Annotated in this window: 20 protein-coding genes; 9 read left to right on the forward strand and 11 right to left on the reverse strand. The window is 64.7% G+C overall.

The genetic code is table 11. From position 1 onward, the window contains the following. Window position 1: 1 nt before the first annotated feature. From crtI to idi, 4 genes are read right to left on the reverse strand one after another with little or no spacing between them, the layout of a single operon-like run. Entirely contained in the window at window positions 2-1,558 is a 1,557-nt protein-coding gene (crtI, locus tag OVA17_RS12895; RefSeq protein ID WP_267786949.1) for a phytoene desaturase family protein, read from the reverse strand. Then, window positions 1,555-2,424, reverse strand: coding sequence for a phytoene/squalene synthase family protein (locus tag OVA17_RS12900; RefSeq protein WP_267786950.1), 870 nt, complete (start codon window positions 2,422-2,424; stop codon window positions 1,555-1,557). The genes crtI and OVA17_RS12900 overlap by 4 nt, the downstream gene beginning before the upstream one ends. After that, the gene (locus OVA17_RS12905) at window positions 2,421-3,488 is read right to left on the reverse strand and encodes a polyprenyl synthetase family protein (protein WP_267786951.1); all 1,068 of its coding nucleotides are present in this window, start codon (window positions 3,486-3,488) and stop codon (window positions 2,421-2,423) included. Before OVA17_RS12905 ends, OVA17_RS12900 begins: the two co-directional genes overlap by 4 nt. Further along, window positions 3,485-4,036: an isopentenyl-diphosphate Delta-isomerase gene (idi, locus tag OVA17_RS12910; protein WP_267786952.1), complete on the reverse strand. Its 552-nt coding sequence runs from the start codon at window positions 4,034-4,036 to the stop codon at window positions 3,485-3,487. The genes OVA17_RS12905 and idi overlap by 4 nt, the downstream gene beginning before the upstream one ends. Before the next feature lie 111 nt (window positions 4,037-4,147). On the opposite strand from idi, the gene OVA17_RS12915 reads away from it, so the two are divergent. Continuing rightward, on the forward strand, window positions 4,148-4,579 hold the full coding sequence (locus tag OVA17_RS12915; RefSeq protein ID WP_324289892.1) for a MarR family winged helix-turn-helix transcriptional regulator: 432 nt from the start codon (window positions 4,148-4,150) through the stop codon (window positions 4,577-4,579). A 3-nt stretch (window positions 4,580-4,582) separates the two neighbouring features. On the opposite strand, the gene OVA17_RS12920 is transcribed toward OVA17_RS12915, so the two are convergent. The 7 genes from OVA17_RS12920 to OVA17_RS12950 all read right to left on the reverse strand — a co-directional run bounded on the left by OVA17_RS12920 (window position 4,583) and on the right by OVA17_RS12950 (window position 11,743). Then, the gene (locus tag OVA17_RS12920; RefSeq protein ID WP_267786954.1) at window positions 4,583-5,239 is read right to left on the reverse strand and encodes a formylglycine-generating enzyme family protein; all 657 of its coding nucleotides are present in this window, start codon (window positions 5,237-5,239) and stop codon (window positions 4,583-4,585) included. Further along, complete coding sequence (locus OVA17_RS12925; RefSeq protein ID WP_267786956.1) at window positions 5,236-6,156, reverse strand: SMP-30/gluconolactonase/LRE family protein; 921 nt, start codon at window positions 6,154-6,156, stop codon at window positions 5,236-5,238. Before OVA17_RS12925 ends, OVA17_RS12920 begins: the two co-directional genes overlap by 4 nt. Before the next feature lie 49 nt (window positions 6,157-6,205). Further along, window positions 6,206-6,694 carry a hypothetical protein gene (locus tag OVA17_RS12930; RefSeq protein ID WP_267786957.1) on the reverse strand — a complete coding sequence of 163 codons (489 nt, stop codon included), beginning with the start codon at window positions 6,692-6,694 and terminating at the stop codon, window positions 6,206-6,208. A 150-nt stretch (window positions 6,695-6,844) separates the two neighbouring features. Next, window positions 6,845-7,360, reverse strand: a complete 516-nt coding sequence (locus OVA17_RS12935) for an LPXTG cell wall anchor domain-containing protein (protein WP_267786958.1) — start codon at window positions 7,358-7,360, stop codon at window positions 6,845-6,847. A 220-nt stretch (window positions 7,361-7,580) separates the two neighbouring features. Next, window positions 7,581-9,257: a DUF4012 domain-containing protein gene (locus OVA17_RS12940; RefSeq protein ID WP_267786959.1), complete on the reverse strand. Its 1,677-nt coding sequence runs from the start codon at window positions 9,255-9,257 to the stop codon at window positions 7,581-7,583. A gap of 225 nt (window positions 9,258-9,482) precedes the next feature. After that, entirely contained in the window at window positions 9,483-10,982 is a 1,500-nt protein-coding gene (locus tag OVA17_RS12945) for a polysaccharide biosynthesis tyrosine autokinase (RefSeq protein WP_267786960.1), read from the reverse strand. 161 nt (window positions 10,983-11,143) lie between these two features. After that, window positions 11,144-11,743 carry a low molecular weight phosphatase family protein gene (locus OVA17_RS12950; protein ID WP_267786961.1) on the reverse strand — a complete coding sequence of 200 codons (600 nt, stop codon included), beginning with the start codon at window positions 11,741-11,743 and terminating at the stop codon, window positions 11,144-11,146. A gap of 266 nt (window positions 11,744-12,009) precedes the next feature. Here OVA17_RS12950 and OVA17_RS12955 point away from each other — a divergent pair, with 266 nt between their 5' ends. From OVA17_RS12955 to OVA17_RS12990, 8 genes are all read left to right on the forward strand, one after another. Continuing rightward, on the forward strand, window positions 12,010-12,621 hold the full coding sequence (locus OVA17_RS12955) for a CPBP family intramembrane glutamic endopeptidase (RefSeq protein WP_267786962.1): 612 nt from the start codon (window positions 12,010-12,012) through the stop codon (window positions 12,619-12,621). A 150-nt stretch (window positions 12,622-12,771) separates the two neighbouring features. Then, window positions 12,772-13,977, forward strand: a complete 1,206-nt coding sequence (locus OVA17_RS12960; RefSeq protein ID WP_267786964.1) for a hypothetical protein — start codon at window positions 12,772-12,774, stop codon at window positions 13,975-13,977. A 5-nt stretch (window positions 13,978-13,982) separates the two neighbouring features. Continuing rightward, the gene (locus OVA17_RS12965; protein ID WP_267786965.1) at window positions 13,983-14,786 is read left to right on the forward strand and encodes a WecB/TagA/CpsF family glycosyltransferase; all 804 of its coding nucleotides are present in this window, start codon (window positions 13,983-13,985) and stop codon (window positions 14,784-14,786) included. A 34-nt stretch (window positions 14,787-14,820) separates the two neighbouring features. Continuing rightward, window positions 14,821-15,894, forward strand: a complete 1,074-nt coding sequence (locus OVA17_RS12970; protein ID WP_267786966.1) for a glycosyltransferase family 4 protein — start codon at window positions 14,821-14,823, stop codon at window positions 15,892-15,894. Then, window positions 15,895-17,055 (forward strand): glycosyltransferase family 4 protein, encoded by a 1,161-nt coding sequence (locus OVA17_RS12975; RefSeq protein WP_267786968.1) that lies wholly within the window; start codon window positions 15,895-15,897, stop codon window positions 17,053-17,055. Next, window positions 17,052-17,945 carry a glycosyltransferase family 2 protein gene (locus tag OVA17_RS12980; RefSeq protein WP_267786970.1) on the forward strand — a complete coding sequence of 298 codons (894 nt, stop codon included), beginning with the start codon at window positions 17,052-17,054 and terminating at the stop codon, window positions 17,943-17,945. The genes OVA17_RS12975 and OVA17_RS12980 overlap by 4 nt, the downstream gene beginning before the upstream one ends. 168 nt (window positions 17,946-18,113) lie before the next feature. Beyond that, a complete protein-coding gene (locus tag OVA17_RS12985) occupies window positions 18,114-18,605 on the forward strand; it encodes an acyltransferase (RefSeq protein WP_267786972.1) in 492 nt (163 codons plus the stop codon). Continuing rightward, complete coding sequence (locus tag OVA17_RS12990) at window positions 18,602-19,792, forward strand: glycosyltransferase family 4 protein (protein ID WP_267786974.1); 1,191 nt, start codon at window positions 18,602-18,604, stop codon at window positions 19,790-19,792. The genes OVA17_RS12985 and OVA17_RS12990 overlap by 4 nt, the downstream gene beginning before the upstream one ends. Window positions 19,793-19,821 lie beyond the last annotated feature (29 nt).

The raw sequence follows: 19,821 nt of genomic DNA on the forward strand, positions 1-19,821 counted from the left end.
GTCAGACCGCCGCGCGCGCGGGTTCCGCCAGGGGACCGGCCGTGGTGTCGCCGGTCAGGCGCTTGACCACGAGCTCCGCCGAGATGAGGCACATCGGCAGGCCGATGCCCGGCAGCACCGAGGTTCCCGCGTAGTAGAGGTTGTCGACCTTGCGCGAGCGGTTTTTGGGGCGGAATATCGCGCTCTGATTCAGAGTGTGCGCCAGTCCCAGCGAGTTGCCGTGCCACGCGTGCAGGTCTTCCTTGAAGTCCTCGGGCGCGATCGACTTGCGCACGACGACCCGTTCGGCCAGATCCGGGATGCCGGTCCACTCGCCGATCTGGGCGATGACACGGTCCGCGGCCTTCTCGATGCGCTCGTCGCCGGCGCCCGAGACGCCGCCACGCCCGCTGTCGGGGTCTGCGGGCACGGGGACGAGGACGAACAGGTTCTCGTGGCCCTCGGGGGCGACGGAGTCGTCCGAGGCGCTGGGTCGGCAGATGTAGATCGACGCGGGGTCGGGGATGCGCTTGTTCTCGCCGAAGATGGCGTCGAAGTTCGTGTGCCAGTCGTCGGTGAACAGCAGCGTGTGGTGGGTGAGCTGCGGCAGCTCGCCCTTCACTCCGAGCAGCAGCAGCAGGGCGCCGGGGCTCGGCACCTTGTCCTTCCACCACTTCTCGGGGTACTGGCGGTCCTTCGCCTCGAGCAGGTCGTTCTCGGTGTGGTGCAGATCGGCGCCCGAGACCACGGCATCCGCTGCGATCACTCGACCGTCGGCGAGCCGCACGCCGCGAGCGGTGCCCGACTCGGTGATGATCGCCTCGACGGGGGCCGAGGTCTCGATCGTGACGCCGCGCTCGCGCGCCAGCTTCTCGATGGCCGTGATGATCTCGGTCATGCCGCCCTTGGGGTACAGCACGCCGTCTCCCAGGTCGAGGTGGCTCATGAGGTGGTAGAGGCTCGGCACCTCGAAGGGCGATCCGCCGAGGAACACCGCGGGGTACGCGAGGATCTGCTGCAGCCGGGTGTTCTTGAAGTCCGTGGTGACGCGCTTCCACAGCGTGCGCGTCAGCAGCGGGATCAGGGTGGGAAGGCGCTTCACGAGCGCGGGGTCGCGCAGGCCCTTGGTCGACGAGTAGGGGTCGTAGAGGAACTTCGACGTCGACAGCTCGTAGGCGTCCTTCGCCGAGTCGAGGTAGGCCTCGAGGTTCGCACCCGAACCGGGCTCGTGCTCTTCGAACAGCGCGCGCACGGCCTCGCGGCCCGAGACGATGTCGATCGGCTCGCCCTTTCCGGGAGGGCCGTAGACGCGGTAGGCCGGGTCGAGGCGCACGAGGTCGAGCTGCTCGTCGGCGCTCGTCCCGAGTAGGCGGAAGAAGTGGTCGAACACCTCGGGCATGAGGTACCAGCTGGGGCCGGTGTCGAAGCGGAAGCCGTCTTTCTCCCACGATCCCGCGCGGCCACCGATGGCGTCACGCGCCTCGAAGAGGTGGACGTCGTGTCCTCGGTCGGCGAGCAGGGCGGCGGTACCGAGACCGGCGATCCCGCCTCCGACGACGACAATGCGCTGGGCGCTCATGAGCGTGAACCTTTCGGGGGGCGGCCCAGAAGGGCGCGGGCGGCAAGGGTGGCTTTGACGCCGTCGGGAACGCGCACGCGCGGGGCGCCGACGGGGGAGGAGCGAAGGCGGCGAGACAGCTCGGCGAACAGGTCGTGCGCCGTGGTGACCGCGGCGCGGCAGTCGGGCGGCAGGTGGCGGATGACGGATGCCGCGGCGGCGAGGTCGGCGTCGATGCGATCGAGAACCGCGACCCGGCGTTCGTCATCGGCCGCGCCGTCGAGGTAGTCGCGGCCGAGGCGATTGGCGTCGTCGGCGAGGTCGCGGAGGAAGTTCACGTCTTGGAAAGCCGCGCCCAGGCGCCGTGCTCCGTCGACGAGGTCGGCGGCGGGCGCGGCCGGAGCGGTCATGCCGGCGTTGACGAACACCTGCAGGCACATGAGCCCGACGACCTCGGCCGAGCCGTAGACGTAGGCGTCGTGCGACAGGTCGTCGTGCTCGGCGGTGTCGAGGTCGGTGCGCATCGACGCGAAGAACGGGGCGATCAGCTCGTCGGTGATGCCGCACTCCCGCGCCGTCCGCGCGAAGGCGTGGACGATGAGGTTGGCGCTGAAGCCGGTGGCGATGGCATCCCGCACCTCGGTCTCGAGCCCGTCGAGCACCGCGCGCTCCCGCTCGGGGCTGAGCCCCGCGTCGTGGGCGGGCCCGTCGACGATCTCATCGGCCACGCGCACGAGCGCGTAGATGTTGCGCACGTGCGGGCGCGGGCGGGGCCCGAGCAGGCGCGCGGCGATGCCGAACGAGGTGGAGTAGCGGGAGATCACCGCGGCGGCGGCGTCGTCGGCGGTCTGGGAGTACAGCTCGAGGCCCGTGGGCGCATGACTCACGGAATGCGCTCCTGCACGGCGCGCACGAGGTTGCGCAGCATGTCTTTGCAGGCCTCGGGCAGGGTCGAGGAGTCGACGATGTCGAGGGTCTCTTCGAGGGTGTCGAAGATGAGGCACTCGAGCTCGGCGCGGGCGCCCGACTCGGAGAGGGCCTCCTGCGCGGCGCGCACGGCGATCGGACCGGTGTGGGCCTGGGCCAGGGCCTCGCTCACTTCGGGCCACTTGGGGGTCTTGCGGGCGAGCGAGATGAGGTGGGTCTTCTTCGCCTCGCGAAGGTCGCAGCCCTCTTCTTTGCCCGACACCGCCGACGATCCGAAGGCGCCGATGAGGTCGTCGACGAGCTGGTACGCCAGGCCCAGCCGCTGGCCGAACCGCTCTAGAGCGTAGACCGAGGGGCTCGGGGCGCCGGCGATGAGCCCTCCGGCCTGCAGCGGCGCCGAGAACGAGTACGCGGCGGTCTTGTCGCGCGTGGTGCGCAGTACCGCGTCGGCGTCGACCTCACCGGGTGAGACGGCGTGCTCCACGTCGGAGAGCTCGCCCATCGCCGAGATGAGCACGGCGTCGTCGAGCATCTCCAGCAGCGGCTGGCGCATGTGGTCGGGAAGCTGCGCGAGGGCGATCATGCGTCCGGCCTCGTGCAGCAGGAGGTCTCCGGCGAGGATCGCGGCGGCGTCTCCGAGCAGCGCCGAGCCGTCGGCATCCGCCCCCTTCTTGAGCCCGCGCTGGCGGAATTCTCCGCCGACGTTGGGCAGGCCGCGGCGCTCGGTGTCGTGGTCGATCACGTCGTCGTGGATGACGAAGGCGGTGTGCAGCAGCTCGAAGGCCGCGGCGACCTGGTACACGCCGATGCGGTGGTCGTCGTCGCCCCAGAGCGTTTCGAAGGCCGAGACCACGAGCAGGGGGCGAAAGCGCTTTCCGCCCTCCGTCGCTCGACGGATCGCGGATGCCAGGTACCGGGCGCCGTCGCCGAGGTTCGTCGCGCGGCGCTGGAGGCGTGAGAGCGCTCCGTCGATCTCGCGGTCGATGCCCTGGCGGGCGACGGGGGTGGATTCGAGACGGATCATGAGGCGCGCCGCACGGCGTGAGGGGTCTGGAAGAGGTGGAGCTGCTGCGCTTGCAGCACGAGCCACGGGCTGAACGCCCACGGCGTCGACTCGAGCGAAGCGGCGAGTTCGAGCGGGTCGACCCAGCGGTATTCTGCGACCTCGTCGGGGTTCGGGTCGGGGTCGACGTCGGCGCGGGCGATGTAGACGGGGCAGATCTCGTTCTCGACGATGCCGCTCGCGTCGACGGCGCGGTAGCGGAAGGTCGGGAGGGCCAGCTCGAGGTCGCGGATGACCAGGCCCACTTCGTGGGCGGCACGACGGTGGACGGCCGACAGCGATGGCTCGGAGGGGCCGGGGTGGCCGCAGAACGAGTTGGTCCAGACGCCGGGCCAGGTCTTCTTGTGCAGGGCGCGACGCGTGACGAGAACCTCACCGGCGGTGTTGAGGACGTGGCACGAGAAGGCCAGGTGCAGGGGGGTATCGGTGTCGTGCACGGTAGCCTTGGGCGCCGTGCCGATCTCGTTGCCGAAGTCGTCCAGGAGGACGACATATTCGGTCTCGCTCATCGTGCCTCCCGTTTGCTAGTTTAGCTAGCGATGTAGGCTTGACTATACCGACGCCGAAAGGGGGTGTCCACCGTGACGAAAGCCGTGTCGGCCTCTGGTACGAGGCCCGCCGTGACCCACACCTTACGCGCCGTTCAAACACTCAGCGACGCCCTCGACCGCATGCATTCGGGCATGAAGGGCGAGATGGACATGAACGCCAGCGATCTCGCGACGCTGCGCATGCTCACCATCCGCGAGCACCGGGGTCAGATGGTCAGTCCCCACGATGTGGCGACCCACCTGCGTATCTCCACCGCGTCGACCACGAAGCTCATCGATCGGCTCGTCGCATCGGGGCACCTGGAGCGTCTGCCTCATCCCTCCGATGGTCGGGCGCGCGTGGTCGTGCTGACCGACAAGTCACGTCGGGAGTTCTTCCAGCACTTCGGCTCGCGTCTGGGTGCCATGCGCGATGTGGCCGAGCGTTTCGACGACGGCGAGCTCGACACCATCGTCGCGTTCATGGACTCGCTGACCGAGTCGATCACGACCGACGACTGAGGCTCAGCGCGCGGTGACCGGCCCGCGCGCCACGCGCACGCCCACGTCGTCGAAGGCGTCGCGCTGTCGCCCTCCGCGTCGGGCCGTCGCCCGTACCTGGGCCGGGGCGTCCGACCACCCGCCCCCGCGGAAGACGCGGGCGTCGCTCTCGCTCTCGGGGTCGTACAGGTTGGCGCACCATTCCCACACGTTGCCGAGGGTGTCGAAGAGGCCGTGGAGGTTCGGCATCCGTCCTCCGACCTCGGCGGGGGCGCGCAGGCCGTCTGCCGCCGTCCACGCCACCTCGCGGACCGGCCCGTAGGCCGACGAGGTCGAGCCCGCGCGGCACGCGTACTCCCATTCGTCTTCGGTGGGCAGGCGGAAGCCGTCGGAGTCGGGATCGCCCGTGACCACCTCGCCGTCGAACGAGTAGACGGGGTCGAGCCCCTCCCACTCGCTCAGGGCATTGCACAGCCGGATCGCCCGCAGCCAGCTCAGCTGCGTCGCCGGGCGCCGCGGAGAGCGAGAAGGGATGCCGAGCAGCTCGGCCATCTGCTCTTCGGTGATGGCGTACACGCCGATCTCGAAGGCGTCGACGATGATCTCGCGCCGCTCTGCGCCCCGCAGGTCGCCGCGCAGCACGCGGCCGGCGGGGATGCGCGCCATCTCGACGTCGGTCACGCGAGCTCCACCATCCAGAGGTCGCTGTCGCCCGTGATGAACAGGCGCTTCTCGTCGGCGTCGAAGGTGCAGTTGCTCACGACGTGCGGGGTGGGAATGACGCCCAGGCGCGCGCCCGTCTCATCGACGATGACCACGCCGGCTTCGCTCGAGATCCAGAGCCAGTCGCGGCTGTCGACGACGAACCCGTCGGGAATGCCGGCATCCACCGTCGCGAAGGTGCGCGGGGCGCCGAGGGTTTCGCCGTCCCAGCTGCACGCGACGACGCGGGGGAGCCGCTCGGCGTTCGACTCGGCGACGTACAGGGTGCTCTCGTCGCGGCTGAAGGCCAGTCCGTTGGGTTGGTCGAGGTCGATCATGCGCTGCAGGCCGTCGCCGTCCCGCCAGCGGTAGACGCTCTGGTGGGGGAGTGCGGGGTCGGCGGGGTATCCCTCGCGCGGATCCGAGATGCCGTAGGTGGGGTCGGTGAACCAGATCCAGCCATCGGATGCCACGACCAGGTCGTTCGGAGAGTTCAGGGGCTCGCCCTCGAAGGCGTCGACGAGCAATTCAGTGCCGTTCTCGTCGGTGCGGCTGATGCCGCGGCGCCCGTGTTCGGCCTGGACGAGGCGGCCGTCGGCGTCCATCGCGTTTCCGTTGGCGAAGTTCGAGCGGTCACGCACCGTGACGATGGTGCCGTCTTCGCGCCAGGCGAGAGTGCGCCGCCCAATTACGTCGCTGAAGATGAGCGAGCTCTCTTCGGGCCACCACACCGGTCCCTCTGCCCACGTGGCGTCGGCGTAGAGCGAGAGCAGGCGCGAGGTGGGCGGCAAGACGGCGGCGAGGCGTTCGTTCCAGACGCGTGGGGGAGCGACGTCGACCGCCTCGGGGGAGCGGGCACTTTGCAGGATCTGACCGTCGACGGAGATACGGGGCATGGTTCCAGTCAAACGGGTGCGCGCCGCGGGGCGAGCCGGGTTGACGCGTTCAGCCGAAAGGGTGGGGTGTCGGCGCGGCCGGCGACGACGCGAACTGGATGAGCAGCTGCAGGCACGGCTCGTCTCCCACGGTGCCCGAGAGGTGCCCCTCTTCACCGTCCACCTCGGTGGTCTCGAGATCCTGCCCGAAGTGGATGTCGCCGGGCCCCATCTCGACGCGTGAGCCGTCTTGCGTCTCGAGGAACCAGCGCCCCCGCAGCGGGATCACCCACTGAGGATGAGGAGAGGGATGCCACTGCCCCACCCACCCGACCGGGAGCGCCGCGAATAGCACCGCCGACACCTCGCCGGGGAACGGCCGCATCCACTGCGGGTCGGCCCCACCGCCGACGCTCTGCAGCCCGAAGCCTCGCAGCACCGACTCATCGAGCCGGCTCTTGCCGTCGAGTCCGGTCCACATGTGCACGAAGGGCAGGGTGGGCGGGGTGTCGGCGTCGCGTCCGTCGTTGTCGAGGGGAGCGGTCGTGGTCGTGTGCATGGTTCGAGTCAACCGCGGTGAGCCCGGGGGAGCGGAGGGTTGACGGGGAGGGACGGATGCCAGGCGGTGGCGCCGACCTCGGTCTGGATGAACGAAGAAGGGGCGCCGCCGACCGAAGTCGACGGCGCCCCTTCCGGAACGTGTGGTGCGTCAGGCCTTAGCCTCGGCGCGGTTGCGACGAACCGTGGTGGCCACGGCGATCGTGCCACCGGCGAGGACGAGAGCGCCGCCGCCGACCCAGATGCCGAGCATCGAGTTGGCGTCGAAGCCGGTCGCGGGGAGGCCGGTGCTGCCGCCGGCGTTGGTGCCACCAGCGGCGCCACCGGTGGGCGTAGCGGACAGCGTGTAGGTGCCGCGGCGGTCGGCGGGGAGCGTGACGGCAACGGTGGCCGAACCCGAAGCGTCGGCGACCTTCGTGATCGACTTGGAGCTGACGGGCAGGTTCGCCGTGGCGAGACCGGCCTGGTTGGCGTTGTAGCCCACGAGAACGAAGTTCACGGTGGCGCCCGGCGCGACGTTGAAGGTGACGGGACCGCTGTTGTTGATGGTCACGGTCTGCGTGCCGGGGGCGGTGGGGACATAGGCCTGGGCCACGGCGGGAGCTGCGAACAGCAGTGCGCCGGCGAGGGCGGCGGAGACGCCGGCCTTCTTGAGGGAGAGCTTCATGAGTGCCTGCTTTCGAATCCGGGCTACCGGTGGTTGGTGGTCCGCGTTCGTGCTATCCCGATGGAGCTGCAAGGGGAAGGACAACAATGAAGCGGTGGGCGGTGCTGAGACCCTTCCTGAGTATTGCCTAAGCGTTCCGTGCATTGCAAACTGGGAAGGTTTCGAATACGTAAATTTACGCCGACGCGCAGTCAGACGCGCATTTACGCAGTCGCATTCATCACTGCAGGGTTGCGATTCCGGTTGCTTCGCACGTTGCTTTGACCGTCGGGTCGATTCCGGCGTCGGCCGTCGGGGTTATGAATGCTTCGGCTTTCGACGCGGTCGACGTGGCGCGCACGGTCACGGTGAGGTCGGCTGACGTCTGGGGAAGAAGTTGGAACCCGAAGGTCAGCACCTGGCGACCCTCGAACGTCCCGGTCGAGGGACCCGTCCCCGTCGCGGTCTCGGCCGACACGAGTTCGAACCCCTCGGGCAGGTAGACGTTGTTCACCACCGTCGCCGTTCCCGGCGCCGTACCGAATGCGCCGTTGGCAGTGACGTAACGCGGAAGTGATGTCTCGGCGTCGGTGGGCGCGGTATTCCTGAGCCGCATCCGCAGGGTCAGTTGTCGCGGACCGTTCCGCCCATCGGGGGCGCACTGGTCCCAGGCGAGACTCACGTCAGGCGTGACGTAATAGCTCATCTTCGAACCGCCGCCATCGTTCAGATACACCCCGAACCGGGCCGTTTCGTCATTCGTTTCCGGCAGCTCACCTGCGACGGACGACCCGTCGAGAATAGCCTGCTCGTCGGGGTCGGCACTCCACATCAGAACGCGGCGCTGGTCGGCCGCAGTCGCGAGATTCGTCAGCAGGCTTACCGTCGACCCACGACCTTCGAGGAACGCGTTGAACACAGCTCCCGTCGAGGCAGCGAAGAATGCATCCTGCACTGACGGATCTGGGTATCGCTGGTAGACGTCGCTAAGCAGCGTCTTCACGGCGTTCTCGGCAGACAGTGTCGAGCCGTCGGGCAGCGCTACCGGTCCTGTTGCGCGCAGAAGGTAGGACAGCACGACGGGGTCCAGGGCGATGACGCCGTCCACCGACACACCCGTTCGCTGCTTGTACATTTCTCGGGCGAGCGGGCCATCGAAGGTGAAGTCGGGAACCTGCGTGAGGTTCTGGAAGAAGCGTGCTGGTCTGGTCTCGTAGATGTTCTGCACATCTGCAGGAAGGTCGACGACGGGGCTCTTGATGCCGCTCGAGAGCGACGTGCCTGACTCCGTGGCGGCCAGGCTGATGGCGCCCTGATTCGTCTTCAACAGAATCGCTGTTCCGGCGATACCGCCGAGCGATCGCCATTCCGCATTGTTCTGGACGAGCACGAGATAGCTGCGTTCGCCGTTCTGCCCGAGAATGTCGGGCAGTAGTCGCGTCGCACGCGAGAGAGCGTCGAGTCCCCTCGCTGCTTGGTCGAACACGGTGCTCGACTTGTCGACCGACCGGGAGATGACGCCGACGAGAGGAGTCTGATTGATGTCGTCCACCTGGCGTGCTGCGTGGGCTGCCGAGACCGCCGCGGTCTGCGCGGGCGCCACAAGTGTCCCGAGCCCGCTCGTGTCGATGCGACCGTTGACGGGCTTGAGAGCGTCGAAGGATGTGTCTTGGGTGGCCGTGACGAGGGGCATGAGCGCTTCACCGAGAAGCTCGTCGCCAGCCGCAGCAACGGTCCCGAAGGCGCGCAGCTGGGGGCCGATCCACGGCGTGCCCTCGGCCAGGTGCCAGATGGGGTCTGAGGTGAGGTCATGAGCCGCGGAGGCGTCAGCCGAGAGTCGCCCGAGGGTGGAACCCGCTGCCGAAGGATCGGAAGCGAGTGCCGAAGATGCGTCGGTGGTTTCGGCCTCGATGCGCATGAGGTGCTGGTAGGCCATCCAGCCCCGGATGCCGATCCACGCACCCATCACGACCATGAGGAGGAGAAGCCCGGCGAGCACCCACGCCGCTATACGACCTGCGGTGAGCATGGCTGGAGGAAGGACGGGCGAGGTCATGCGGGGCGCCTTTCGTCTCGGACCTGCCGTAGCCGTGCTGCCCAACGGACAGCTCAGCGAAGTCAACCCGGTTTGGATGCTCCTGGGTCAGGAGTCGCGTTGACCTTCTCGCGAGGTGCGGCGCGGCGAGAAGCCGAGTTCGTCGAGTGCGTCCGCCGAGGCCACCTCGACGTTTTTGGCGCGCTTCGCCTTCTTGGATGCAAAACGGTTCGGCTTGGCGGGCACCTCGCGGTAGCCGTACCCGTAGCCATACCCGTAACCCGAGTAGTAGGAGTCGGGGCCGCGAGTCGGCACCATCGACATGACGAAGCCGGCGAGTTTCGCTCCGACCGTTTCGAGAGCCTCCGTCGCGCCGGTGAGCTGGTGTTTGGTCGTCTTGCCTGCGGCGACCACCATGAGCGCACCGCTCGTAGCGCGCGCCAGTATTGCAGCGTCGGTCACAGGGAGGAGCGGGGGGGCGTCGCACAGCACGACGTCGAACTCCCGCTCGAGCATCTCGAGCAGGACGCCCATCTGCTGCGATCCGAGCAGTTCGCTCGGGTTCGGCGGGATCTTGCCGGCGGGCAGCACGTAGAGGCTCCGGCCGCCCCACGGCATCATCACTTCGTTGACTTTGGCGCGTCCGATAAGTACATCGGTCAGACCAGCGCCGCCCTCGATGCTGAGGTACTCCGCTACTTTCGGCTTACGCAGATCGGTGTCGAGCAGTGCGACACGCTTTCCAGCGTCAGCGAGGGCAATCGCGAGATTAATCGTCGTCGTCGATTTGCCCTCGCTAGGGATTGAGCTGGTGATGACAAAGCTCGAACGTCCCCCCATGTCCAGGAACTGCAAGTTCGTCCGGAGGGCTCGGAACGACTCGGCGCGCGGGCTCAGAGGATCGGCGTGAACGATGAGCGGTCGTTCTTTCGCCTTCGTGTCGTATGCAATAGCGCCGATAGCGGGTCTTTGTGTGATTTGTTCAGCATCTCGAGGAGTGCGGACGCGGTTATCTAGGCTGGTCCGGAGAGCGGCGGCGGCGATTCCCACGGCGAGACCTACGAGCCCGCCAATCAGAACATTCAACGGGACGTTCGGGCTTGCAGGTTGCAGCGCCGGTTGCGCGTCTCGGACGCGGCTTAGACGTACTGGGCTAGCGCCCCCATCTACGGCCGGCTCAAGCTCCGGCACGACTGTCGCAAGGCTCGACGCGATACCGTTCGCGATGGCCGCTGCGCGATCTGCGTTCGTGTCGGTCACCGACAGAGTGATGAGAGTGGAGTTGAGAGTCGCCGAAGCCTTGACGTTGTTCGCCAGCGCATCTGCAGTTGTGGGAAGGCCGAGGCTCTCGATGACCGGGTCGAGTACGGCCGGAGTGCCCACTAGGCCCACATAGGTATTGATTCGCGCCTGTGTGAAGGTGGAACCCTGCTGGAGTTCGGCCGTCGTCGTGGAGCCTTGTGTCGACACAAAGACCGTGCTTGACGACTCGTAGGTCGGGGTGCGTGTCAGGGTGAAGACGGTCGCCACAACGAGGCCAAGGAGAGTCAGCACCAATACCGTCAACCAGTTCTTGCGGAGGATGCGGATGTAATCGCTGAGCTCCATGGGGCCTTTCGGGGAGTCGCTGACGACCGAAGGCGCAGCGTGCGGAAAGTCGTGCTCAGTCTGACACACAGAATGCAAGACGCCCGTGTGCGGCTGCTACACGGGGGCGTCGACCGGCGTGAGAGGCACTTCCGGCCCGCTCGGCGTCGAGCGTGTCCATCTCATTCGAAGGTGAGCCGAACAATGCGCTCGACGGTTTCAAGGCCGGGCTCCAACTCACGTGCTGACCGTTCGTAGAATTCAGGCGATCGGCCGTATGGATCAACGACATCGTCGTCGAGCGCTGTGACGGGTTCGGGCGCGAGCCCGCGTTGAGCGGCGATCAACCGCAGCATGAACTCAAGGCGAACCCCGGGCTCGTTTGACCTCTCAGCTTGGCTCCACGCTCCCCGGAGGTCGTCGTCCGTAATGGCCCCGCAAAGACGCGCGAGCTCTCGGATGGTGAAAGCCCGTCGCATCGAGGATGGCGCCAATTCGACAATCTCTCTGCGGTGCTCCCGTGCCATTCCGAGCAGGAGGCCTGTGCCGCGCAGATGGCTGTCTGCCAACAACCTTGCGCGGTGCGCAAGCGTCGTTGCCGGGTCCACTCCGCGGTCGGTCGCCAATGCCATCGCCTCTGAGGTCATCGACATTCCGTTTCGCGCCCTTGTCCCAGCACTCTGGAGCTCGACGTCCAGGTCACCGAGACGCGTTGCGAGAAGCTGCGCAGCGACAGGCGAACGGCACACATTGCCAGTACATACGGTCAAGATGTTCAGCATGATTTTCCTCGGGTGAATGAGGGTGGAGCCGAGCGGATAGTGGTCCAGATGAACGCTATGTTGGCCACGTGCATCAGCAGCCTACTGAGTTCACCGCGACGCCTTCCGCCGTGGACTCCTCGCCCGTGAACGTTCGGTTCTCGGCGGGCGGATCAACGACGCGCGCTCATCGTCAACGTCGCGTCGATTGGCGTCTCGGGGGACGCGCTGTTCGGAAGTGGGACCGCTGGGTGCTCCTATGTGCGTTTGCCGTCCTTGCATCTGGAATGGCAGCCGCGCTCCTCGTAGGTCGTTCGGCGCTCTCGTGGGCACCGGAGGCGTCGCTGCTTACTTTGTGGGCGGGGATGGGTGTCGCGATCTGCGCCGCGATCGCACGTGCACGGCCGGCTGGTCTCCTACGATTCAAAGCAACCGACATCCTTTGGGGAGTCGGGGTCGGCCTGCTCCTCCGCACAGGAGCGGGGGCTATTTCGGGCGTGAATATTTCTTCGTTTCCCACAACAGGATCTCTCGACGGTTCGGTGCCGATCCGATGGTGGTGGACACAGGCCGTACCGGCGGCACTGGTCGCGCCTGTTGTCGAGGAGCTGTTTTTTCGAGCCGTCGTTCTGGTTGCGGTCTATCAAATTCTGCGCCGAAGCGTGGGGCCGTTGACGGCAGGACTGACCGCGGCACTCTCTTCGGCGGGCACGTTTGTTCTACTCCACGCGGCGTTCGCGGCGGTTGAGTTCGTCAGCGGTCTTGAGCTGTTCGCTCTTGGCATGGTTTGTTCTGCCACAGTGCTTCTGACAGGACGCATTTGGGGGGCAGTGCTGATACACGCGGTGTACAACGCAACATTTGTAGCTTTAACTCTTATCGGCACTGCCACATTCTGAGGTCAGAGGAGCGGGCCATTGTGCCCGACATATCGGCTGATCGCCCTCGATGGCGGCAGGGAGTCAAGGGAGGATGCATAGTCCAGAATTCGATTATGAGTGCGGACGCGGACCTGAGTTGCAATTGGGGTGCAGTTAGTGTGTGCGACAATGGTGCGCCACTCCCGCGTTCCCTCGGTTTCCTCAGAAATCTGCGCACGAACGAAACTTTCCGTTCATTTTTCGGTGACGAAAGGGCTGGCTGGCGCTGGTAATGTTCGTTTTGAGGGTCAGGCAGACACCGCTTGTTGCGCGGCAAGACTCGATGGGGTTGCGATGAAGATAGTTTCGAGTTGGTTCTACACGCATGGCGACGGTGAGCTGGGCGCGTATGCTCAGATGCGCGGGGGTATAGCGAGTGAGAGTTTTCGTGATGTTTATCGCCGATGTATTGCAGTCTTCTTCGCGACAGCGAGACTAGTCGAGCCGACTGCTCGGCTAGTGCTCTTCTCGAATGTCACGTGGGACAAGAGCGCCTCGCGAGTCTCGCATGAAGTTGAGGTGCTACTTCGTCGATTGGGTGTGGAGATTATTCAAATCCCTTACTCGCACGAACCGCCAGCAACGTGGCCAGCGGCATGGCGTAATCAATTCTTCGTGCTCGACGTCTTGAAATGGGCGGCCCAAACGTTATGTCCGGACGACGAGATCCTCGTTCTTGACAGCGATATTGTTTGGACGGGGTCGCCCCGTACGTCCAACATGTGGCAAAGAGTGCGCGAAGATGGGGGAATCGCTCTCAGTATTGACTATGCGCCCGACGAGTCGGTGAACTCCATGTCTCGACGTGAGATGACTCAAAAGATGGCTGGCCTCAATGATGCCGCACTGCCGCTTGCATATTGCGGAGGTGAGTTCGTTGCGCTGAGCGGGAAGATTGTCCAGGCGTACTACCTGGAGGCAGCTGCAATCCTGTTGGAGAACATCGATCGTTCGGCAGGGGGGACCATATATGCGTTCGAAGAGGCTCACGTATTAAGCGTGGTGAATAGTCGACTCGGAATACAGGCTGGATCCGCCAACTCTTTTGTCAAACGATTATGGACGCAACCCTTGAAGTTCAAAAACGCGCGAGAAGATGACGTGACACTACCCTTGTGGCATCTCCCCGCGGAGAAGCGCTATGGTATCCGCCGCCTGTACAGGAGAGTTACTTCGGATGCTCTCTCTCACTCGGCGGAAGAAGCTGGCCATGGTTTGCGACCCATGGCCGTAAGAACGCTCGGCGCATGCCTCGGGGTCCCGAAGAACACGCCGATAAAATGGGTTCGCGATGTGTCTCGGGCATCCTTGGGGAAGTTGAGGATCAATCGTTGAACACCGTGCCTGAGTGGCAGGGCGGGTCTCTTGATCGGTCCGATTTCGGTCTGGTCGACGTTGGAGGCATCCCTTTCGCTGTCGCAGATCCGCAGCGGACCGTCGGGTGGATCGTCGACCGCGCATTGTCGAGACGCGGTGGCATGAACGTCCGTTTCGCCAATGCTTGGAACGTGGCCCTCGCGAGTGAGGACCCGGCATATAAGCGTCTGCTCGTGCAGCCGGGCTGCCTCAACTTTCCCGACGGTACGCCCGTCGTATGGTTTATGCGCGCCACCCAGGGGGCAGCTCGTCGGGTGAGGGGGCCGTCGGTTTTTCGCGAGGTCCTGAGAGACAGTTCGCGCGAGCCGTTGCGCCATTTTCTGCTGGGAGGTTCTCCTCGAATGCTGGAGGCGCTACAGCATCGGATGGCTGTCGAGTACCCGGCCGCTCGCGTATCTGGGGTTTTCTCGCCGCCTTTCGCGCCCCTCGACGAGGCATACATCAAGACCTGTATCGAAGAAGTGGGTCGTGTCGAGTCCGATATTATTTGGGTAGGTTTGGGGACGCCGAAACAGGATTTCGTTGGTACGGAGATAGCGAAATTCGTAAGTGTTCCGGTGTTAAACGTGGGCGCAGCCTTCGACTTTGTCGCGCAGACGATCCCTGAGGCTCCTCGTTTCGTCCAGAACTCCGGGTTCGAGTGGCTTTATCGTCTGCTGTCGGAGCCTCGGCGACTCGGTCGAAGATACCTATATGGAAACATTCGGTTCTTGATCGTGTCCACTAAACACCTTCTCCTGCGTCCGCTCCGGAGCAAGGGTGAGTGACCGCATGCGTGATGCGAGAGACAAGAAGGTTCTCGTGATCAGTCAGCTCCCGCCGCCCCTGCACGGATCGACGCTCATGACGCGGACACTCATGCAGGTACTTCGGGACCGCGGCTTCGCCCTCGATATTGTCGAACGCCGTTTTAGTAGGGCGGTTTCTGAAGTCGGCAAATTCTCGTTTCGAAAACTTTTCTCGGCAACGATGATGCCGGGACGACTCGCGGGGCGAATCTTGTCGCTCAAGCCTGGAGTTGTCATCTTTTTCGTCACGAACCGGACTTTCTCTTTTTGGGTCGATGTTGCGTTGAGTTGTGTTCTGCGAACTCTTCGTGCGAAAACTATAATTTACTTGCACACTCGCGGATTTTCGGATCTCGCGGGGCGATCGCGTGTCTATGGCTTCTTCGTGAAGATGCTTCTCCGTAGCGGCGACGTGGTTGTGTGTCTGGGTGAGACGCTATGTGCAGACGTTCGACCGTTCGTCTCCGCTCCTGTGCTTTCGATACCCAACGCTGTAAGCCCTCCGGTCGGACTGCAGTCTGCTTTCTCTGGCCCCGTGCTGTACTTCTCGAATCTTATTCCAGAAAAAGGCGCCGGAACTTTTCTGCAGGTGGCAAGGGCCCTCTCCGAAAATCGCCCTGAAACACAGTTCGTCATTGCAGGGGCACCGGTCGACGATGACTTCCAGGCGATGCTCGTATCAGAGGCCGCCAACAACGGACTGGCGTCACGAGTAGATTTCCTGGGGGCGATCACCGATCAGCACAAGAAGTGGGATCTATTAGCGAGCGCATCAGTGCTCGTATTTCCTAGCACCTACGCCTTCGAGGCTCAACCGCTGACCATCCTGGAGGCAATGGCGGTTGGCACGCCCGTCGTAGCCTTCGACGTGGGCGGCATCAAAGACATTGTCAGCGATGGCGTTACCGGCCTCGTGTACGCGACGGACGATGTCGAAGGGATGAAGGAAGGCGTCCTGCGGCTTCTCGAAGACGAAGAACTGCTACTCGGCATGTCGCGGGAGGCTTCGGAGCGCTTCAGCCGCGACTTTTCTGTCAGCGTCTTTGGCGAGCGCTGGGCGACGCTCTTGCGCGGGGAGGGACAGTAAGTGACAAGAGTCGTCATAGTCCAGGAGTACATTCCTCATTATCGTGCGCCGCTCTTCAATCAGATGGCGGAGAGCGGACGCGCTCGTGGGATCGAGATCATCATCGCGGCGGGAAAACCGTCCGGAACCCTCGCCGCCCGGTCGGATGGCGTGGACGTATCGGGTCAACGTTCCATCCCGCAACGTGAGCTGAACCTCGCCGGCAGACGACTGACCGTGCGCAAGCTGGCCCGCGTGCTGGCCGACGCCGACTTCGTCGTGTTGGAGCAGGCCCGTCGCAACCTCGATGCGTACGTGCTGCTCGGTCGACGACGACGACGGTTTCCGGTTGCGCTGTGGGGACACGGTCGTGATTACACCCAGGATGTCGGTGCGCTGAGCGAGCGGCTTCGATCGTGGCTGACGTCCCGCGCCGATTGGTTCTTTGCCTATACAGAGGGCGGGAAGAAAGCTGTGATCGCCGAAGGGTACCCGGGGGAAAGGGTTACAGTGCTGGAAAACGCGGTCGACACTTCGGAGCTCTTGGAGGGCATGAGGAACGTGACCGAGGACGAGAAGGCGGAGTTCGCTGCGCAACACGGCCTGACCGATGCGACGGCCCTCTACATCGGAGGGCTCGATGAGTCGAAGCGGCTGAATTTTCTGCTCGAGAGCGCCGCCGCCGTCCATGCGAAGGTGCCGGAGTTCCGTCTTCTGATCGCAGGTTCCGGTGAGCGGGAGTCCGACGTGGCGGCGTTCGCAGCGGATCATTCGTGGTGCGTCTACCTCGGGCCGGTTCACGGCAAGAAGAAGTGGACCGCTCTCGCGCTTTCCCAGGCCATGCTGGTCCCGGGCCGAGTCGGTCTCGTCGCCGTCGACAGCTTCGCTGCCGGAGTGCCGATCGTGACGACGGACTGGCCGTGGCACGCGCCGGAGTTCGAGTACCTCATTCCCGATGTCAACGCGATCGTGACTGAGGACTCGATCGACATATACGCGGACGGGGTGCTAAGGATGCTCACGGACCACTCGATGAGGGAACGCTTGAAACAGGACCTACTCGGATCCGCGCGAACATACTCGGTCGAGAAGATGGCAGAGCGATACGTCGACGGCATCGAGGAGTGGATACGCGGGACGCGCGTTCCATCCGGTCTGCAGGACGGCAAGAACCGAGAATGACACAGCATCCCGCAACAGATTCGCAACGAACACCTTCCGTGCATGCGATTCTCGCCTGCCATAACCGGCGCCCGCTCACGGTCCGGTCATTGCGCTCCTTGGTACAGGCGGCATCGGATGCAGAAGTGTCCTTGTCCGTCACGGTCTTCGACGACGGGTCGACCGACGGCACCGCGGAGGCGGTGCGAGAAATCCTTCCTGTCGCAACTATCGTCACCGGAGACGGAACGGCGTTCTGGGCCAAGAGCATGGCGATGGCCGAGAGCGTCCTCTTGGAACGTGTGGACGTCTCGGCGCACGACCTCATCGTGTGGCTGAACGACGACGTGGTTCTCGACTCGGGCGCTCTCACCACCAGCTTGCGGATACATGCGGAACGACCGCGCGCCGTGTTGGTCGGTGCCATGCGTGATCCGGGCAGCGGCGAGATGACGTACTCCGGGATGACAAGTGCGGGTCGTCATCCGCTCAGGTACCAGGCGCTCGCCCCTCGTGACGTCGTCGTCGACGTCGACACTTTCAACGGCAATTTCGTCGTCGTGCCCGTCGCGGTCGCGAGAGAGGTCGGCGGGATCGATGGGGAGTATTCGCACGCCCTGGCCGACATCGACTACGGTCTCCGCTGCCGCAAGAGGGGGATCGACGTTCTGCTGATGCCTGGGACCCTCGGCACGTGTCCCCGGAACGAGTCGCCGCGGGGCCTGTCGATCATCACCGAGTGGAAGCGATTCGTAGGGCCGAAAGGTGGCGGCAATCCTGCGTCGCTCTCCCGTTTCCTCCGTAAGACTTCGCCGGCGTCATGGTTTGTCTGGCTGCCGGTGACGTACGCGACGTGGTGTGCGAAGAATATTCGGAGGAGGGTCGGCGACGGTGGGGGTGAAACGAAATGAAGAGAGCAGAGACGTTCGAATGGCGAGCAGTTGTTGACTGACGAAAGGCTGCGTCGTGTGCTTCGTCCACTCTCGAGAGGCCTGCGAGAGGCTCGACGAGAGGTCGCCCGCGCTCTTGCGCGACGAGCCGGTGCGGCAGTCTCGAGGACCGTCGTCATCACGGGCCGCTTGATCATCAACATCGATAAGCCAAGCACTGTTTCCATCGGCGATCATGTCGTTTTGAACTCCGTCGTCTCGAAGAATTCGCTCGAAGCGCGCGGTCCCGTGATCATCAAGAGCCTCTCGCCATCGGCGCGAATCACGATAGGTCCGGAAACGGGGATCACGAGTTCCACGATCAGCGCGGTGATCGATGTGTCCATCGGTGCACGAGTCCTCATCGGATCGGGGTGCATCATCACGGATTCCGACCATCATATTGTTCGCCCACAAGAGGGCAGCTCTCGACGCCATCTCGGTTTGCCGGCGGCCGAGCCGCACCACGCCGTGACGATCGAGGACGACGTGTTCATCGGGGCGCGGTCGATCGTGCTGAAGGGCGTGACGATCGGTCGTGGTTCGGTCATCGGCGCGGGCAGCGTCGTTAGCAAAGACATCGCGCCCAACACCATTGCAGCCGGTAACCCGTGCATGCCGGTAGGGAAAGTGGGCGAGTGAGCTTGCACATCGCTCTCTGCGGACCGGCTTCCCTCGACATGCTCGAAGGTCGCCTCGAAGGCGAGGCTCGAGGGGCTTTGCGGCACGTTGGCTATCCGTTCCCCCTCTTGCCCACCTTGGCGGAAGCGTTCCTGAACCGCGGGCATCAGGTGTCCCTCGTCACGACGTCGTCCGACATAGATCGAGTGACCCGTTATGAGGGTCGAGACGTCTCGGTACTCCTCGCGCCTTCTCGTCCGAGAGCTCGCGATCGTGCGCTCGACATGTTTGCCGTGGAACGGGCAGGGGTGGCTCGTGCTCTGTCGGGGATACGCGCTGACGTGGTGCACGCGCATTGGACGTACGAGTTCGCTCTAGGCGCGCTAAAGACCAGAGATCGACCGACGGTGATCACCGCACACGACGCGCCTTTCACGGTGCTCAGGCATATGCCCGATGCCTATCGTTTCGTTCGGGCGTTGATGGCATCGATGACGCGGCTCAAACGGCCGACTCTCACGGCCGTATCTCCGTATCTTGCCGAGCGGTGGCGGCGCGAGATGTTCTTTCAAAACCCCATCGACGTGATTCCCAATCCTGTGTCGGCTTCCATCCACCACTCGCAGGGAGGTGCCGCGTCGGTCGCGGGCCCTGTCATCTTGAGCGTCTCGGACAGTTCTCGGCGCAAGAACGTCATGACTCTTCTGCGGGCATTTCTCATCGTCCGGTCCCGCTACCCGAACGCCGAATTGCGACTGGTCGGCAACGGATTGGGTCCCGATGACGAGATGGCTCGTACGTGGACGAGGGATTCGCCTGCGTCAGGGGTCGTGTTCGTGGGTCGCCGGGGGCGTGACGACGTCGCGAGCGAGTACGCACGCGCAACTGTCTTCTGCCATACGTCACTCGAGGAGTCGCAGGGCCTCGTGCTGTTGGAGGCCGTGCGGGAGGGGCTGCCTGTCGTCGCCGGTCGCGACTCCGGCGCCGTCCGATGGACGCTGTTCGACGGGGCAGCGGGGATTCTCACGGATGTTCGCTCTCCCCAGGCCGTGGCGGATGCGCTGGTTCTCGCGATCTCCACGCCGGAGCGGGCCTCGGCGGAGGGGTTCGATGGGGCGCGGATGGTCGAGGAGAGGTTCGGCGCCGATGTGATCGCGGACATCTACCTCGAGAAATATCGACGCACGATTGCGGCGGCAGCCGCCTGATACGAACAGACGGTGCCGTCACGGGAGGA

The organism is Microbacterium sp. SL75 (assembly GCF_026625865.1).
In the GTDB taxonomy this organism is placed as follows: Bacteria; Actinomycetota; Actinomycetes; order Actinomycetales; family Microbacteriaceae; genus Microbacterium.

Bases quoted from the DNA above. Each gene is read 5' to 3' on its own strand.
- OVA17_RS12955 (WP_267786962.1), top strand. From the start codon at position 12,010: ATGGCAGCCGCGCTCCTCGTAGGTCGTTCGGCGCTCTCGTGGGCACCG.
- OVA17_RS12960 (WP_267786964.1), top strand. From the start codon at position 12,772: ATGGTGCGCCACTCCCGCGTTCCCTCGGTTTCCTCAGAAATCTGCGCA.
- OVA17_RS12925 (WP_267786956.1), bottom strand. From the start codon at position 6,156: ATGCCCCGTATCTCCGTCGACGGTCAGATCCTGCAAAGTGCCCGCTCC.
- OVA17_RS12950 (WP_267786961.1), bottom strand. From the start codon at position 11,743: ATGCTGAACATCTTGACCGTATGTACTGGCAATGTGTGCCGTTCGCCT.
- OVA17_RS12980 (WP_267786970.1), top strand. From the start codon at position 17,052: ATGACACAGCATCCCGCAACAGATTCGCAACGAACACCTTCCGTGCAT.
- OVA17_RS12905 (WP_267786951.1), bottom strand. From the start codon at position 3,488: ATGATCCGTCTCGAATCCACCCCCGTCGCCCGCCAGGGCATCGACCGC.
- OVA17_RS12935 (WP_267786958.1), bottom strand. From the start codon at position 7,360: ATGAAGCTCTCCCTCAAGAAGGCCGGCGTCTCCGCCGCCCTCGCCGGC.
- idi (WP_267786952.1), bottom strand. From the start codon at position 4,036: ATGAGCGAGACCGAATATGTCGTCCTCCTGGACGACTTCGGCAACGAG.
- crtI (WP_267786949.1), bottom strand. From the start codon at position 1,558: ATGAGCGCCCAGCGCATTGTCGTCGTCGGAGGCGGGATCGCCGGTCTC.
- OVA17_RS12945 (WP_267786960.1), bottom strand. From the start codon at position 10,982: ATGGAGCTCAGCGATTACATCCGCATCCTCCGCAAGAACTGGTTGACG.
- OVA17_RS12940 (WP_267786959.1), bottom strand. From the start codon at position 9,257: ATGCGCATCGAGGCCGAAACCACCGACGCATCTTCGGCACTCGCTTCC.
- OVA17_RS12930 (WP_267786957.1), bottom strand. From the start codon at position 6,694: ATGCACACGACCACGACCGCTCCCCTCGACAACGACGGACGCGACGCC.